The sequence below is a fragment of the Chryseobacterium sp. SIMBA_029 genome, from assembly GCF_046535275.1.
Classification (GTDB): domain Bacteria; phylum Bacteroidota; class Bacteroidia; order Flavobacteriales; family Weeksellaceae; genus Chryseobacterium.
Map to the genome: position 1 here is coordinate 477,556 of NZ_JAWRXA010000002.1, position 17,405 is coordinate 494,960.

13 protein-coding genes are annotated in these 17,405 nt (G+C 36.4%); 6 read left to right on the forward strand and 7 right to left on the reverse strand.

Translation table 11 applies throughout. The features are described from left to right. Positions 1-42: 42 nt before the first annotated feature. Positions 43-1,104, forward strand: coding sequence for a helix-turn-helix domain-containing protein (locus SB679_RS05460; protein WP_410701220.1), 1,062 nt, complete (start codon positions 43-45; stop codon positions 1,102-1,104). Between the two features lie 80 nt (positions 1,105-1,184). Further along, positions 1,185-3,548: an outer membrane beta-barrel protein gene (locus SB679_RS05465; RefSeq protein WP_410701221.1), complete on the forward strand. Its 2,364-nt coding sequence runs from the start codon at positions 1,185-1,187 to the stop codon at positions 3,546-3,548. Positions 3,549-3,587: 39 nt separating this feature from the next. Here SB679_RS05465 and SB679_RS05470 read toward each other — a convergent pair whose 3' ends face one another. Further along, positions 3,588-3,752, reverse strand: coding sequence for a hypothetical protein (locus SB679_RS05470; RefSeq protein ID WP_410701223.1), 165 nt, complete (start codon positions 3,750-3,752; stop codon positions 3,588-3,590). Between the two features lie 312 nt (positions 3,753-4,064). Between SB679_RS05470 and SB679_RS05475 the strand changes: the two genes are divergently transcribed. The 3 genes from SB679_RS05475 to SB679_RS05485 all read left to right on the forward strand — a co-directional run bounded on the left by SB679_RS05475 (position 4,065) and on the right by SB679_RS05485 (position 7,859). Continuing rightward, positions 4,065-4,979 carry a dimethylarginine dimethylaminohydrolase family protein gene (locus SB679_RS05475; RefSeq protein WP_410701224.1) on the forward strand — a complete coding sequence of 305 codons (915 nt, stop codon included), beginning with the start codon at positions 4,065-4,067 and terminating at the stop codon, positions 4,977-4,979. A 66-nt stretch (positions 4,980-5,045) separates the two neighbouring features. Next, positions 5,046-5,969 (forward strand): citrulline utilization hydrolase CtlX, encoded by a 924-nt coding sequence (gene ctlX / locus SB679_RS05480; protein WP_410701225.1) that lies wholly within the window; start codon positions 5,046-5,048, stop codon positions 5,967-5,969. 135 nt (positions 5,970-6,104) lie between these two features. Further along, on the forward strand, positions 6,105-7,859 hold the full coding sequence (locus SB679_RS05485; RefSeq protein ID WP_410701227.1) for a discoidin domain-containing protein: 1,755 nt from the start codon (positions 6,105-6,107) through the stop codon (positions 7,857-7,859). A gap of 65 nt (positions 7,860-7,924) precedes the next feature. On the opposite strand, the gene SB679_RS05490 is transcribed toward SB679_RS05485, so the two are convergent. The 6 genes from SB679_RS05490 to recJ all read right to left on the reverse strand — a co-directional run bounded on the left by SB679_RS05490 (position 7,925) and on the right by recJ (position 16,401). After that, positions 7,925-8,797 (reverse strand): alpha/beta hydrolase fold domain-containing protein, encoded by an 873-nt coding sequence (locus SB679_RS05490; protein ID WP_410701228.1) that lies wholly within the window; start codon positions 8,795-8,797, stop codon positions 7,925-7,927. Positions 8,798-8,874: 77 nt separating this feature from the next. Then, on the reverse strand, positions 8,875-11,133 hold the full coding sequence (locus tag SB679_RS05495) for a TonB-dependent receptor domain-containing protein (RefSeq protein ID WP_410701229.1): 2,259 nt from the start codon (positions 11,131-11,133) through the stop codon (positions 8,875-8,877). Between the two features lie 46 nt (positions 11,134-11,179). After that, positions 11,180-13,408 (reverse strand): TonB-dependent receptor domain-containing protein, encoded by a 2,229-nt coding sequence (locus tag SB679_RS05500; protein ID WP_410701230.1) that lies wholly within the window; start codon positions 13,406-13,408, stop codon positions 11,180-11,182. A gap of 243 nt (positions 13,409-13,651) precedes the next feature. Next, positions 13,652-13,993, reverse strand: coding sequence for a DUF3817 domain-containing protein (locus tag SB679_RS05505; RefSeq protein ID WP_034712927.1), 342 nt, complete (start codon positions 13,991-13,993; stop codon positions 13,652-13,654). Positions 13,994-14,079: 86 nt separating this feature from the next. Further along, positions 14,080-14,664, reverse strand: a complete 585-nt coding sequence (gene nadD / locus SB679_RS05510; protein ID WP_410701232.1) for a nicotinate (nicotinamide) nucleotide adenylyltransferase — start codon at positions 14,662-14,664, stop codon at positions 14,080-14,082. Positions 14,665-14,688: 24 nt separating this feature from the next. Further along, positions 14,689-16,401 (reverse strand): single-stranded-DNA-specific exonuclease RecJ, encoded by a 1,713-nt coding sequence (gene recJ, locus SB679_RS05515; protein ID WP_410701234.1) that lies wholly within the window; start codon positions 16,399-16,401, stop codon positions 14,689-14,691. 109 nt (positions 16,402-16,510) lie between these two features. Here recJ and SB679_RS05520 point away from each other — a divergent pair, with 109 nt between their 5' ends. Then, on the forward strand, positions 16,511-17,323 hold the full coding sequence (locus tag SB679_RS05520; protein WP_410701235.1) for a M48 family metallopeptidase: 813 nt from the start codon (positions 16,511-16,513) through the stop codon (positions 17,321-17,323). Positions 17,324-17,405 lie beyond the last annotated feature (82 nt).

Here is a 17,405-nt window from a genome sequence, read left to right on the forward strand (position 1 = left end):
CAAGAATTCATTAAATTTACTTTCTTATAAAACTAATATACAATGAGTTTTGGTCAGCAGATATTATTCTTCTTTAGTGCAATAGGAGCCTTCAACGGTTTTCTGCTGGGTATCTATTTATTGTTTGTGAAAAAATTAAAGCATATCCCTGATTTCTTTTTAGGTCTTATCCTATTAACCCTGAGTATCCGGGTGGGAATCTCTGTTTGTATCTATTTTTATCCGGATTGTCCGCGGATTATTCCGCATACAGGTCTGTCTGCATTATTTTTTACGGGTCCGGCTTTGTATTATTACATTCAGTCCTCTTTTTTAAAAGAACAGTTTGATCTTAAAAACTGTAGAAAATCTTTTGGATTCTTAACCCTTATTTTAGGATTTGTGGGACTTCTGTATTTAGTGTTTCCTGTGACCTGGGATACCTATTTTGCAACTTTTATCTATACAATTTGGTCCATTTTTGTCTTTCTGTCGATGTATACCTATTATGTGTATTCAAAAAAAGAACAGAGAACATCCAATCAGTTGATCCTTCCGGTTTTAGTAAGTAATGTAATTATTTTCTTAGCCTATCAGCTTATTTCTACAGGTCTGGTTCAGATCTATTGTGCAGGAGGAAGCTTAGTGTTTTCTTTTGTTTTATATGTTAATTTTTTGATCCTATTTAATAAGAAACATTCATCTGCTGAACATAAAGAGGCGAGTAAATATTCCAGCAAAAAGATTTCTGATGAACTGGCAGACAACTTTGTTTCAAAATTGGAAAGAATAATGAAGTCGGAAGCGCTGTATAAAAATCCGAACTTGAAATTAAGTGATGTTGCTGTAAAAATGAATATTTCTGCCCATCAGCTTTCACAGCTGCTGAATGATAATATGGGAAAAAGCTTTTCTACTTATATCAATGAATATAGGATTGATGAAGCCTGTGAGAAAATAGAAAACGGTTCATACCTTAAAATTGAAGAAATAGGATATGAAGTGGGGTTCAACTCTAAGTCTACATTTTTCTCAACATTTAAGAAAATAAAAAATACTACGCCTCTTTTACATAAACAATCCCAAACGTTGACTGAGACGAGGTTTCAGAGTTCGAATTTATAATTCAGCACTTCGGAATTTAAACTTCAAAACTTATATTTAACGACCTTCCTATACTTTTGGCTTTATAAATTTTATTATCTATGAAGCTTAACATGTGGATTCTTATCCCGATTCTTTTGTTCTCATCTTTTATTAAAGCCCAGCAGGGTAGGGAAGGAAAAGTATTGAATTCAGAAACAAAGAAAGAAATTGCTCTGGCCGAAATTTCAGTTTTCAGGAAATCAGAAGATCAGTTTATTCAAAAAATTCTGACTGATTCTTTAGGTCGGTTCCAGCTCAATAAAATCCCTTCCGGAGCCTATCTCATTATCCGAAAAGAGAATTATGAAACCCAGAGATTGGATACCATCACATACGAAACAATCATTGAACTTTTCCCATTGGCTCAAAATATTTCCGAAGTCATTCTAAAAGCCGGTATAAAAAAAATGAGGTTGAATAATGGAAATATGGTCTTGAGTGTTTCCGGAAACAAAGACTTTAAAACATCTACGAATATTCTCGAAGTATTAAGGAAAACACCTGGAGTTACCGTCGATCAGGAAGACGCAATTTTTATTGGCGGAAGAGTGGCTCCTGCTATCTTTATCAATGGAAAACCAGTTGTGATGAGTCCTCAGGAGCTTCAGGCCTATCTGAAATCTCTATCCCCGGAAATGGTGGAGTCTCTCGAAGTGAATGCTAACCCTTCGTCAAAATATGATGCAGAATTTAAAGGGATTATTGATATCAAACTTAAAACGAATACCAATCTTGGCTGGAAAGGAAGCTATATTGGGAATGTTTCCATCAATAGGACCAACTATCGTGAAAACTCTTTAAATCTTTCTTATAACACAGGGAAAATTGGATATACGATGCAGGCCGGATATAATGAAGGGGTAACGATTTACCGGTATAATGCCCTGCAGAAGCTGGCCAATACGAATGTGATGCGAACCAGTACAGATCAGAGGGATGCAGGCAGTGTATATACTTTCCAATCTGGAATAGAGTATAGAATAAATGAAAAAAACAGGCTGGGACTCTCATTCAGAGGGAATTTCAGAGCAAATGACCGGATGCGCTTAGGTTCTCTGTATACCACGAATCAGGATGAAAGTCAGCTTGTTTTTCATACCGAAAGCCAGAATCCCAATAGATACCGCCAAAATAATTATGGACTCACAGCAGATTATTCATTACAATATAAAAGCTTTCAGCTGAGTTTTTTAGGAAACTATCTGTTGGTTGAAAATAAGCAAAAAGATGATTTTATCAACAAGGACAGAAAGAGTACAGAAGTATTGTCATACTGGAAGTCAGATATGCTTAACACGGTACATATTTATACGGCCCAATCGGATGCCACGCAAAAAATAGGAAATGCGACGCTTGAAGCAGGATTTAAATTCAGTAGCACAGAAACAGGAAATCATATCAGGTACGACACTTTATCGGTTAATAACCAATTTGCTTTTGATCCTTTGCGGAGCAATCAATTCTCTTATAAAGAAAAAATTATAGCCGGGTATATTGCCTACAGCCAGAAATTTGATAAGCTTCAACTGAATGCCGGTCTGAGGTTTGAAAATACTAACAGTATTTCTAACGGCATTACCATAGATTCTGTTGTCTCAAGAAAGTATCTGGAATGGTTGCCATCATTCAGTGCCAATTATATCTTTAATACCTCCAACGAACTTTCTGTTTCTTACAGCAGAAAAATAACCCGTCCTGTCTTTTCACAGCTTAATCCGTTTCGGTTTTATTTCAGCCCGTTGAATTATTGGGTGGGGAATCCTTACCTGCAGCCTTCTTTTACGGATCAGATCAAAGCTGTTTACCGCTATAAAAGTTGGACTGCCGCTCTTACATTTGGAAAAGAAAAAGATGTGATGACGCGCTATCCGCTGTATGATCCTAAAACCAATGTGCTGCAATATCTGGGAACCAATCTGCCTTACAGAAAATTCGCCAGTGTGGAAGTAGTCTTTCCGGTTAGAATTTCAAAGTGGTGGAGCTTAAACAGCCAGTTTACAGGATACTATAATGATGAATTCAGACCTTATCTCGATGAAGTATTTGCCTTGAAAATATACAATTATGATGTGAAATTAAATCAAACCTTCACACTTCCAAAAGGGTATACGTTCAATATTTTTGCGACGTATGAATCCAAAACGGGAAATAGTCTTTATGTCATAAAACCCAGATATTCCATAGATCTTTCAGTTCAAAAATCTTGGCTAGACAATAAGCTGAATACCAAACTCAGCTTTAATAATATTTTTGATTCTTATGATCAACGGGTAGAATTCCGGCATAAAAAAATTATGGATAACCGTTTCATCCATTGGTGGGATACCCAGAAATTGATTTTGTCAGCAGCCTATAATTTTGGAAGCTCAAAATATCAGGGACGGGAAACCCAGAAAACGGAGGAAGAAAACAGGGCAAGATAAATAAACCCTGCTTACAGAAGCAGGGTTGTCTATTTTTAGTTAGGGACAGTAGCAGTTACCACATGTCCAGATGGTACAGTTTCCTGCATCATCCCACTCGCAGCAATATCTCGGTTTGGTAGTGCCGATACCTCCTACGATTGATTTTTGTTGATCTCTTCCTAATTTTTGTGCGTGTTTTAGCACTTGATTTTTCTTGTTCATGATTTTTTGGTGTTTAATGTTAAAAGTAAGTTTTAGTATAATTTTTCGCGAAAACTATTTCACTAATTTATGAATTTATTTTTAATTTCCATATCTTTTTAAAGTCATACGTAGATGAAAAGCAGTAAGTTGTATATTTTTTATTAAGGAAGTATAATCGAATAATGTAAAGATTTAGCATGAATAAAGGAACTATGTGAAAAGACTATTCACAAGATTCCTATGTATGATGATAAATTCTGAGTATAAAACAATTCAAAAGTTTCCCAGATAGCCTCCTTTACTTATATTTGTAGTATTGCATAACTCTTTATGAAACTAAACATTAAAAACGAAACGGGAAGGCTAAGATCAGTTGTTCTGGGCCAACCTAATTCTATGGGACCCGTTCCCACCCTTGAAGAAAGCTATGATGCCAAATCATATTATTCCATCGAGAACAATATATATCCAAAAGAAATGGATATTATTGATGAAATGAATGCTTTTGAAGCAGTATTGAAAAAATATGATGTTGAAGTGTTCCGTCCAAGTATCATCAACGATTATAATCAGGTTTTTGCCAGAGATGTGGCTTTTGTGATTGATGATAAAATGATTATTTCCAATGTCATTGCAGACAGAGCAGATGAGCAGGACGCCTATAAAAATGTTTATGAAAAAGTGGCGTGGAGAAAGATCATCAATCTTCCAGAAACGGCACATATTGAAGGCGGAGATGTGATTGTATGGGATGATTTTCTATTCATCGGAACATGTTTCAGTGAAGATTACAGAAACTATAAAACAGCAAGAACCAACGAATACGCAATAGAAATTCTAAAAGAATATTTTCCTAAAAAAAGAATCATCGATTTAGAATTAAAGAAAAATGATAAAATTCCGTTTGAAGGAATTCTCCATTTAGACTGTACATTCAACCCGATTGGAAAAGACAAATGCATCATTTATGAAAATGGATTTGTAGATGAAAGCGATTATCGCCTGATCATTGATATTTTTGGAGAAGAAAACTGTTTCCACGTTACCGATCAGGAAATGTTTGAAATGTTTCCGAATATATTTTCTATTTCTCCTGAAATAGTGGTTTCAGACAAAGCTTTTACAAGAATGAACAACCATCTGAGAGACGTATGGGGAATGACCGTAGAAGAGATCCCGTACAGAGAGATTTCCAAAATGGGAGGCTTGCTGAGATGCTCAACAATGCCTTTGGTTCGTGACTAAGGGAGGTTTTAGGTTTGAAAGAATGGTTTACTCTTTCAATCTTTTAATTTTTAAATCAAACAAATAATGCAGACAACAGACACCGTTTTAATGATAGAACCGATTGCTTTCGGTTATAATGCGGAAACCGCAGAAAACAATTACTTTCAGGTTGAACAGAAAGGAGCAGACATTCAGCATAAAGCGCTGGCAGAATTCAAAATCTTTGTTGAAAAATTAAGAGGTAAGGGAATTCATGTCATTACCATAAAAGATACATTAGATCCCCACACACCGGATTCCATTTTCCCAAACAACTGGGTAAGCTTTCATAACGATGGAAAGGTCGTTTTATATCCTATGTTTGCCTCCAACAGAAGGGTGGAAAGAAGAGATGATATTATTGAAAATATTCAGCAGCAAGGTTTTGAAGTAACTGAAATTGATGACTGGTCACTTCCGGAAATTCAGGGACACTTTTTGGAAGGTACGGGAAGTATGATCTTTGATCACGATCATAAAATTGCTTACGGTTCGGTTTCTTTAAGATTGGATGAAGCGTTATTCAGAGAATTTTGTGAGAAATATGGATTTACGCCTGTCGTTTTCCATTCTTTTCAGACGGTAGGTTCAGAAAGGCTTCCCATCTATCATACGAACGTTATGATGTGTGTGGCGGATCAGTTTGTAGTAATCTGCCTGGATTGTATCGATAATGAACTGGAAAGAAGCAAGGTCATTGAAACGATCAAAAATTCCGGAAAAGAAATTATAGAAATCTCGGAAGAGCAGATGCAGCAGTTCGCAGGAAATATGCTTCAGGTACAGAACACAGACGGACAGAAGTTTTTGGTCATGAGCCAGACGGCTTACCAGTCGTTAACGCCGGAACAGATTTCAGCCATTGAAAAATACTGTGAGATTATTTATTCAGATCTTAATACCATTGAAGTGAATGGCGGAGGAAGCGCAAGATGCATGCTTGCTGAGGTTTTTCTTCCTAAAAAATAATAGATCAATAATCGAAAACGATTCATAAAAAACTTCCGGTCCTGAAAAGGTGCCGGAAGTTTTTTTATCTCTGAAGGATTGAAGGAAACTTAAAAAAAGTTAAGTAAATTTGTGACTTAAGCAAAAAATATGAAGATGTACAAGTACTTTTTTTGGTTAGCCATTTTCCTTGGAATAGGCTTACAGGCACAGCAGAAAACATTTTGTAATCCAATCAATATCGATTACGGATACACGCCTTTCGAAGTTTTCTCAAAACAGGGAAAACACAGGGCAACAGCTGATCCCGTGATCGTTAATTTTAAAAATAAATTATTCCTTTTTTCAACCAATCAGGAAGGATACTGGTACAGTGATGATATGCTGGACTGGAAATTTGTGAAAAGAAAATTCCTTAGAGATAAAAAATACATCCATGACCTTAATGCACCTGCGGTTTGGGCAATGAAAGACACGCTGTATGTATTCGGGTCAACCTGGGAACAGGATTTTCCGATCTGGAAAAGCACCAATCCTACAAAAGATGACTGGAAAATTGCCGTAGATACCCTGAAGGTGGGTGCCTGGGATCCGGCTTTTCATTATGATGAAGACAAAAATAAGCTGTATCTATATTGGGGTTCAAGCAATGAATGGCCTTTGTTAGGAACCGAAGTAAAAGTTAAAACCCTGCAGTCGGAAGGTTTTGTAAAACCGATCTTAAAATTAAAGCCTGAAGATCATGGCTGGGAAAGATTTGGCGAGTACAATGATAATGTGTTCCTGCAGCCTTTTGTTGAAGGAGCATGGATGACGAAGCACAACGGAAAATATTATATGCAGTATGGGGCTCCGGCAACGGAATTCAGTGGGTATTCCGATGGAGTATATGTGAGTAATAACCCTCTCGAAGGTTTTGAATACCAGCAGCACAATCCATTCTCCTACAAACCGGGAGGTTTCGCGAGAGGCGCCGGACATGGAGCAACGTTTGAGGATAATTTCAAAAACTGGTGGCATGTTTCAACGATCTTTATTTCTACAAAAAATAATTTTGAAAGAAGACTGGGAATCTGGCCTGCAGGTTTTGATAAAGATGATGTGATGTACAGCAATACGAGCTATGGAGATTATCCGACTTTTCTTCCGCAGTACGCCCAGGGGAAAGATTTTTCTAAAGGACTTTTTGCCGGCTGGATGTTGTTGAACTATAATAAACCTGTTCAGGTTTCATCTACCTTGGGAGGATATCACTCCAATTATGCGGTGGATGAAGATATAAAGACCTACTGGAGCGCAAAAACCGGAAATTCCGGTGAGTGGTTTCAAACGGATCTTGGTGAAGTTTCTACCATCAATGCCATTCAGATTAATTATGCTGATCAGGATGTTGAGTTTATGGGGAAAACTTTCGGGAAGATGCATCAGTACAAAATATACGGTTCCAACGACGGTAAAAAATGGAGTGTAATTGTTGATAAAAGCAAAAACACAAAAGATGTTCCGCACGATTATGTGGAACTGGAAAAACCGGCCCAGGCAAGATTTCTGAAAATGGAAAACTTAAAAATGCCTACCGGGAAATTTGCATTAAGCGGTTTCAGGGTTTTTGGAAAAGGACCAGGTGAAAAACCTAAAAAAGTGGAGAATTTTGTTCCGTTAAGAGCTGATCCCAAAAAATATGGGGAAAGAAGAAGCATCTGGATGAAGTGGCAGCAAAACCCTGATGCAGACGGATATATGATTTATTGGGGGAAATCTCCGGATAAATTATACGGAAGCATCATGGTATATGGCAAGAATGAATATTTTTTCACCGGAGCCGATAGAACAGATGCTTATTACTTCCAGATCGAGGCGTTCAATGCCAACGGAATTTCAGAAAGAACAAAAGTAGTGAAATCAGAATAAATCAAAATTTCTCTTGTACATTTGATTCCAGAGGAAAATAAATACACACTAAACTCATTGAGAAATCAATGAGTTTTTTTATTGCCATCAAGTCTTTTCAAAAAATCAGAGATGGTATTGATCAGAAACTGATCATGAGGTTCTTTAGACCAGTCCAGATGTCCGCCGTTGAATTCGCAGGATTCATTGAGAACATTATTTCTGTTTAACGTTGAATCTAAAATGGCTTTCTGTGATAAAGGCACAACGCGGTCCGCTGTTCCGTAATAAGAAAGGGTAGGTGCTGAGGTTGTATTGATCCAGTGTACGGGACTGGCAAAATCTGTTATAGTATTGTTTGAAGTAAGTATATTGGGATCTATTAGATGTTTTTCTACAAAAGCATAATCTTCATAACTTTTGAATCCTGAGTCTGAAAGATCTGCCGGACCTACAATATTGATGACCGCTTTTACTTTCTTCTCCTGATCAAAATGATAGGCATACAGCATTGACAAATGCCCACCTGCGCTATTTCCAAGCAAAATGAATTTAGGTTTATAACGTAATCTCTTTTCAAGATACAGCATGGCCGTTTTTAGATCATCGGTTTGGTTAGGGATGCCGTATCGCGCTTCAGAAGCCAGTCTGTAATTGACGTTGGCGAAAATCATGTCTGGAAATTGTCGCATCATCGAAAGTGTGAAAAGGGTAAGCTGTGATTTATCACCTCCCCGCCAGCCGCCGCCATGAACTATTACAAAAACATCTCTTTTTTCTGTAGTTTTTTCATGAGGAACATAAAAATCCATGACCTGCTCAGAATCTTTCCCGTAAAGAATATTTTTTTCACTGTCAAAGCTGATATGGTCGCTAATTTTCAGGATCTTCTTTTGGCAGCTCAATACCAAAAACAGAGTGCTGATGCATCCTAACACGATTAATAACCCTTTTTTCATAGGTACTAAAGATAAAAAAACTCGCCGATAAATCAGCGAGTTCTCTGTACAATATAATTGAATATGAAATGATAGTTTTATCTTGTTCTGCTTTTGATAGCATCTGAAGCACCTTCAATATCTCTTACTTTTTTAACTTTTTGGTTTCCAAAGTTATAGGTGATACTGAAAGTCATTCCCCGGTTGAATTGGTCATTTTTTACATAATTGTAATTTCCATTAGCTTGAAAATCTTCAATTTCCACGATATTGGTTCTAAGCACATCCGTTACATTCAATGCAAAGGTCCATTCGTTCCAAACTTTTTTCAAACTCAGGTCTAGGCTCATTAAGTTTTTCAACAATCCAAGCTCAATCTGTTGTTTGTCTACAAAGAAGTAATTAACTCCTACAAACCATGTTTTCTTTTTATCTAAACGGATGGTATTATTAGTTTGAATAACGATACTTGTAGATTTTGTTTTATTAATATATTCCACAGGTTTACCGTCTATATCCTGGAAACGGTCTCCTGTCGTAGGATCAACAGCCAATGTACCGTTGTTGATATTGTGCTGTACCCCGATATTGAAATTGGTTGTCCAGTATTCTTTGAAATATGATTTTTGAATTCCAAACATCGCAGACATTTCCTGTTTGTTTCCAAAATTTGTTCTTAAATAACGAAGCACGTTGTTGGTGCCTACTTTTCCATCTGGAGACACCGGATAACCCTGTAACGGAACCTGAGTGATGACATCTTTGTATAAAGAGTGATTTAAAATCAGGAAATAGGAACTTTTATACATATAAGTTAATTCCTGATTATACGTAGAAGACGCTTTTACAAATGGGTTGTTCTGAGTGTAATTGTCATTCGTTAAAATATTTCTTACCGGATTGATCTCCCAGAAGCTGGGTCTCCTCATTCTGGTAGAAAATGCATAAGAAATATTGTTGGTTTGATTCAATGCATAATTAAAACTTACGTAAGGCAGGAAATTATTATACTTTCGGTCTATTCTTCGGAATTCTTCCGGAGTGTTGGTATTATCAGATGTTCCTAAACTACTCGTTACTTCATAACGGGCACCGGCCTTTCCGGAAAATTTATCAGAGAATTTCTTTTCCAGTGTCAAATAAACCCCATAAATAGTTTCATCATAGACAAAGTGATTCGGATCATGTTTTGGTGCTACAGGAGGGTTTGCATTGAATATGAAGGTGTCATTTTTAGTGTCATTATCTGTTTTGGTTTTATTAAAGTTTCCACCGACAGAAACGGTGAAATCATTTTTAAACTTCTGGATATAATCTACAGTACCCGAGAAATTATTAATAATCTGTGGAAGATTTTGAATGATTTGTTGATTTAAACCCAATACATCTCTGCTTATATTGGAACCATAAGTCTTATTATCTGTATTTTGAAATCTTCTGTAATTAAGATAGGCAGCATTAAGATTCAATTTACTCCCCAATGAATCCGTTTTCAATTCATAGTTTAAGTTAAGTGAATTGTTGTAAGAACGGGCATTTTCTCTGTTTTTTGACCAGGTATATTGGGTGCTGTCACTTACTATTGTGTTAAATAAATCCACTTTTGAATCATAGCTTCTGTTAGCCCATGAATTCCAGGATAGTGCCAGATTACTTTTATCAGTTAATTGATAATCAACGTTTAAATATCCACCCAGATTTTTATTAGGATCAGTAATGTCACCAACAGATTCATTGGAAGATTTAGAATTTCCGTTTTTAAGAACATAAGACTGTGCCTGGATATTATCCCCTGCAAAAATATTACTGCTGATTCCTAATTTGTCCTTTCTGTAATTAATAGATACAGAAGCACTCGAACCATTGTATTTATTCTGCATATTGCTCATTCTCATGTTTCCACTCAGGCCGTCGCTCATTTTTTTCTTCATCACGATATTAATGATACCGTCTGAAGATTCCACCTGATATTCACTTCCGGGAACAGTAATTACTTCAATTTTCTGAATGTTTTCGGCAGGAGTGCTTTTAAGAAGCTGAACCAGAGAATCTGCATCCATATTGGTTTTTCTTCCGTTGATGTAGATCAGCGCATTATTCTTTCCGGCAATTTTTAATGTTTTGTCGTCAGTAGAAGAAAGCAGGGGAGTTTGCTTTAATAAATCAAAAGTGGTATTTCCCTTGGCTACCGGAGAAGCGGCAACATCATATACAAAACGGTCGCTTTGTTTTTTGAATACCTGTTTTTTGATCGTAACTTCCTCGATACTTTTAGTTTTAATGGTATCCTGTTTTTTTTCCTGTGCAAAGGCGAATCCTGTGAAAAATATAGCGGCGATGAGTAGTGGCGTTTTCATGATTTTATTTTTTAGTTGAAATAAATTTATGTGTAATATTTGATTTTTAAGTTCTTGATTTTACAGCGTCATTCGCTGATTTCATCTCTCTTGCTTTTTTTAATTTTTGATTTCCGAAGTTATAAGTAGCACCTGCACTTACAACTCTTCTATAACCGAAAGTGGTAATATTATTATAGCTTCCGTTAGGTTGAATACCGGTAAGTCTGTCATAGTTTTGATTAAATACATCATACAGTTCAACCAAGAAAGTCCAGTTTCCTGAGATCTTTTTTATGCTGAGGTCTAAGCTTTGCTGTATTCCAGACTCTCCAATCTCCACCTGATTTTTTCCGGCGTAGAAATAATTGATTCCCAGAAACCAGTCTTTTTGGGAAGAAAGGCGGATACTGTTGTTGAACTGGGCAAAAAAATTGAAATTTTTAACATCTACCGTATAAGGAATAAGAGCTTCCGTAGTTCCTGCAGCAGGTCTAGAAGTGGGATCCTCACTTACCGTACCGGAATACATCCCATATCCTACATTCACAGAATAATTGGTTGTCCAGATTTCTTTCATCCAGGATTTGTTCATTCCGACGGTCAGCCCCAGTTGCTTATTGTTACCATAGTTGGTTCTGATGTATCTTAAGAATTTTGTTGTAATAGTGATTGGGTTTCCATTCTCATCTTCGCCTTGTTTTGATAAAGTTCCCTGCAAAGGAAGCTGGCTGGAAGCATCCTGTGCATAATTGAAACTAAGATTGGCATAGAAAGCACTTTTAAACATATAACTGATTTCCTGATTATAATGTTTTGAAGCCAGAATGAACGGATTATTCTGAGTGTAATTCTCAGGAGTAAAATACGTTCTTGAAGGATTCAGTTCCCAGAATCTTGGTCTTCTGATTCTGCTGGAAAAAGTATAGCTGATGCTGTTATCTGCATTGATTACGTAATTAAGATTAAGATAAGGAAGCAGGTTATTGTAATTTCTATCGAAATCGGTTTTTCCTAAAATCTCCCCGGTACTTTTAGTCATCTCATATCGGGTTCCGATTTTACCGGATAATTTTTCATTGAACTTTCTTTCGTAAGTAATATAAGCGCCTAAAATATTTTCCTTGTAAATAAAATGATTCGTCTGGTTGATATCACTTACAAAATTACCATCCGTAAAAATATCCTGTTTAGCATCATTATCCGTATTGGTGTGATTGTAGCTGATTCCCATTAACCAGGAATTTCCCTTGGCTGTTTTCTGGATATAATCAACATTGGCTGCATAATTATTAATGATCTGGGGAACTGATTGCCTGATAGCACCGTACTGACTTTTGATACCAATCGGGAAAGTTTCATTATCACTTACTTTATCCCTGTTGAACCATAAATATGAAACATTAGAAGTCAGTTTACTGCCTAAAGAATCTGTTTTTATTTCATAATTTAAATTGAAAGAATGATTTCTTGTCTGTGCATTTTCCGTGTTTAGGGTTCTATTTTGTAAAACACCATCCTGCCAGTTGGTCACGTCCAAGACTGAGTTGAAACTTTTATTATATCTCATGTTATAAGTAAGTCCCAGGCTTTGCTTTTTATTAATCTCATAGTCGATGTTTACCACACCACCATAGTTTTTGTTAGGATCAGTATTCATCCCGTATGATTCATTTCTGAAGGTTGCATCACCATTGGAAAGAGTGTATTTTTCTTTTTCTTTCCAGCTTCCCATATTGAAATTTGTATTGAAAGCCCATTTATTTTTTCTTACATTCAATGAAAGTCCTCCCGATGGATTATTAAAATATCCCTGTTCATCCAGCAATTTCAATGTTCCGTTATACCCATTGTTCTTACTTTTTTTCATTATGATGTTAATTACACCTTCGGTGGATTCTACCTGAAACTCACTTCCGGGAACCGTGATCACTTCAATTTTCTGAATATCTTCGGAAGGCGTATTTTTCAGCATCTCTATCAATGCCTCTGCATCCATATTCGTTTTCTTGCTGTTGATGTAGATCACTGCATCAGATTTCCCCATTATTTTCAATGTTTTCCCATCAATACTGGAAATCATAGGAGTTTGCTGTAACAGATTAAAAGTATTGGTTCCTTTAGCAATAGGAGATGCGGCAACATCATAAATAAAACGATCGCTCTGCTTTTTGAAAACCTGCTTTTTCAAAGTGATTCCTTCTATGCTTTTTACTTGCAGCGTATCCGTTTTCTTTTCTTGTGCGAAAACAAATCCTGTGAAAAATAGAGCTCCAATTAGTAGTGACGTTCTCATGATGGTTATTTTAACTTGTTAATAGCTTGTATGTGTTATTATTTAACATTACAAAGATATATAATAAATCTAGTATCTTGCAATACAAAGTACTTAAAATATTTTTATATCCATTTTAACTATTTGATTTTCAGTAGTTAAAATTTGTATTAAAAAATTAGATACTTACCTTTTATACATGATAAGACAACTGTAACTGGAATATTGTTACAGCAAAAAGTGAAATTTTATGAAAAAATAATATTATTCTCTATCGAATCGGGCTAATTTTTTATCAACCCAGATAGTTGCGAACGGGAAAAATGCCGAAAGAAGGGCAAAAACGAAATCCTCATCATCCCAGTTGAAAATTTTTCTCACAGGAAGACACAACAAAAGATAAAGGCTGAAAAATATCCCGTGGATATTTCCAATAACAATAATGAAAATCGTAGGAAGAAGTCCCTCATCATCATATCTTTTCCAGATCATGGCAACGCCGTACAGCAGAAAACACGAAACAGCTTCTGCAATACAAATCTGCTTAAACCATTTGATGATTTTTTCCTGGGAATATTTTGAGAAAAATTTTTCGATGAAGTTCATTATCTTGATTATAAATTATCATTGAAACTTAAAATAAAGATTCACTGGTCGCGACTTTATTTTCCTAACGTTCAATCCGTACAAAATTACTTATAAAAACTGCTTCCGTCCAAATAGTCAAATACTTCCGGTGGCAGCATAGGTCTTACATTTTTACCCTCTTTAATCATATTCCGTATTTCCGTAGCCGAAAGCTCAATGACAGGAGCTTTTATCACTGAAATGTTATCATGCTGCAGATATTCAGAATCCTTTTTTTCTCCTTCAAAAACCCTCGGATATACAATGATGTGATGATTTTTTATCAGGGTTTCAGAATTTTTCCACTTATGCAGCCCGTCCAGATTGTCTTCACCCATAATCAGGCTGAAAGAATGATCAGGATATTTTTCATGGAGATAGGTAAGCGTGTCAATGGTATAGCTTGGTTTCGGCAGTGAGAATTCCACATTGGAAGCTCTCATATTTGGGTAATTTTTTACGGCAAGCTGTACCATATCCAGTCTGTTGTGATCCTTAAGTAAAGTCTTTTTCTCTTTGAAAGGGCTTTGTGGGCTCACGACAAACCAAAGTTCTTCCATATCAGAGTTCTCCAGAATGTAATTGGCTAAAATAAGATGTCCAATGTGGATTGGATTAAATGAACCGAAAAAAAGACCGATCTTCTTCATAAATCAAGTGGCAGCATTGAGTGATTAATCTCTAAACTTTACATCCTTAATATTCAGATAATGCGTTACATTACCTTTCCAGTGGTTTTCTTCCAGCGTGAAAGCCAGATCAAAGTTTCTATTCTTAAAATCGTCTACGAATGGGCCTAATTTAAAACCTACACATTCAATATTTCTTCCTGTAGCTTCCTGTCTTATGTAAAATTTAACGTGGTTATTGTCTTTCCCCATTGTTTTTACATATCCGGAAAGCCTTTGATTCGTTAAAGTCAGAATAGGTTTCATATTGTGAGGACCAAAAGGCGCCAGTTTTCTATGGAAATTAATGAATTCTCGGTTAATATCGTCAACATTGATTTCAGAATCAATGTGAATAGTCGGCTCTTTTTGATGTTCCTGAATCTTCTCCGAAACAATTCGTTCAAACTTCACTTTGAATGCTTCAAATTTGTCTTTTTCCATTGAAAGACCTGCCGCAGCGTGATGTCCTCCGAATTTCAGGAAATATTCTGAACATAGATCCAGTGCTTCATGAACGTCAAAATCCGAAACAGATCGGGCAGAAGCTACCATTTCTCCATTGTTTCCATCTGTGAAAACCAATGTCGGTTTATGATACGTTTCAATCAGTCTTGAAGCTACAATTCCGATAACGCCTTTGTTCCATTCAGGATGATAAACGATCGTGGTATGTTTGGTTTCCTGCTGAGATTCGATGATCTGATTCAAAGCAGAAAGGGTAGAATTCATATCCAATTCACGCCTTTCATCATTAAGACCCATAATGTCATTAACGATCTGGTTGGCATGTTTCAGGTTATCGGAAACCATCAGCTCAACAGCTGCTTTTCCATGTGAAATTCTTCCCGCAGCATTTATTTTAGGAGCAATTTCAAAAACAATATTTGAAATTTCAAAATGAGAAAGCTTATCTTCAGGAATAAGAAGCCTTAGCCCCATATTTCTGGTTTTTCGAAGGACTTTTAATCCCATTTTAGCTAAAACCCTGTTTTCACCAGTCATCGAAACAATATCTGCAGCAATGGAAATAGCAAGCAGGTCGGTAAGTTCAAATAATTCTGCTTCAGGAATTTTATAGATCGTATTCAATCCCTGGCAAAGTTTAAAGCCTACTCCGCATCCGGAAAGTTCCTTGAACGGATACCTGCAATCAATTCTTTTAGGGTCTAAAACAGCTGCAGCATTGGGAATTTCATCTCCCGGAAGGTGATGGTCGCAGATGATAAAATCGATATCCAGACTTTGGGCGTAAGCGATCATGTCAATCGCCTTGATTCCGCAGTCTAATGCAATAATTAATGAAAAATTATTTTCTTTCGCAAAATCAATTCCTTCGGTGGAAATTCCGTATCCTTCAGAATTTCTGTCGGGGATGTAGTAATCTAAATATTTTTTCTCAACAATTTTGCTGAGATACAGGTACATCAAAGCAACGGCCGTAGTTCCATCTACGTCGTAATCTCCGTATACCATTATTTTTTCTCCATTTTCAATAGCGGTTGCAATGCGTTCTACTGCTTTTTGCATATCGGCCATTAAAAAGGGACTGTGTATATCGGCAAGGTTTGGCTTAAAAAATTCCCGGGCCTTTTGATAATTGTCAATTCCTCTAAGAACGAGGAGTTTAGATTCAAAAGTACCAAATCCAAGTGACGAACTTAGGCTGTCCACAACTTCTTCATCGGGTTCGGGCTTATAGATCCATTTTTGACTCATTTCACAAAAATAGGGAAAAAAAATAGCATTTTGAAATGATTGATGATGAAGTTTTGAAACTGAAGTTGTTAAAAATTAACTACCTTCGCGGTCCAAATTCGAAATAATTATGAAAAAAATGATTATCGGGCTTCTATTGTTAGGAGCTATGTGTACAATGAATGCACAAAAAATTAATCTTGGAAAAGCAGTAGGAGTGGTTTCCAAAGGAGCCAAAGCCTTTACTTTTACTAACGAAGACGCGATTAAGCTGTCAAAGGAATCAGTAGATTATATGGATAAAAATAATCAGGTAGCTGGCCCTAAAGACCCTTATACCGTAAGGCTTAATAAACTTTTCGCGAAACATAAATCTCAGGACGGTCTTACGCTCAATTACAAAGTCTACAAAGTAAAAGACATTAATGCCTTTGCCTGCGCAGATGGTAGCGTTCGTGTATTTTCTTCATTGATGGATATCATGACGGATGACGAGCTGTTGGCGGTTATCGGACACGAAATCGGACATGTAAAAAACCAGGACACAAAAGATGCTATGAAATCGGCTTATTTAAAAGCAGCAGCTTTGGATGCGGCTTCATCAGCTTCCGCTACAGTATTTACACTAAATGAAAGCCAGGTAGGTAAAATGGCGAATGCCTTTTTGGATGCCTCACACAGCAAAAAACAGGAATCAGAAGCTGATACCTATTCATATGATTTTATGAAAGCTAACAATTATAATGTAGTAGGAGCGTACAGAGCATTTAAAAAACTGGCGCTGCTTTCAGAAGGAAGTACGCAATCCGGTTTCGAGAAGATGTTTAATTCCCATCCTGACAGCGAAAAAAGAGCTCAGGCTGTTAAGAAAAGAGCAGAAAAAGACGGTTTATGGAAAGATCCGGGAACCGTTACACTGCCGACAACAAAACTGACTTCATAAATTTATGACTAGTCCTGAAACTCCGATACAGATTAAAGGACAAAAATAAATAATTAAACCAGAGCAAATTTGTTTTTGCTTT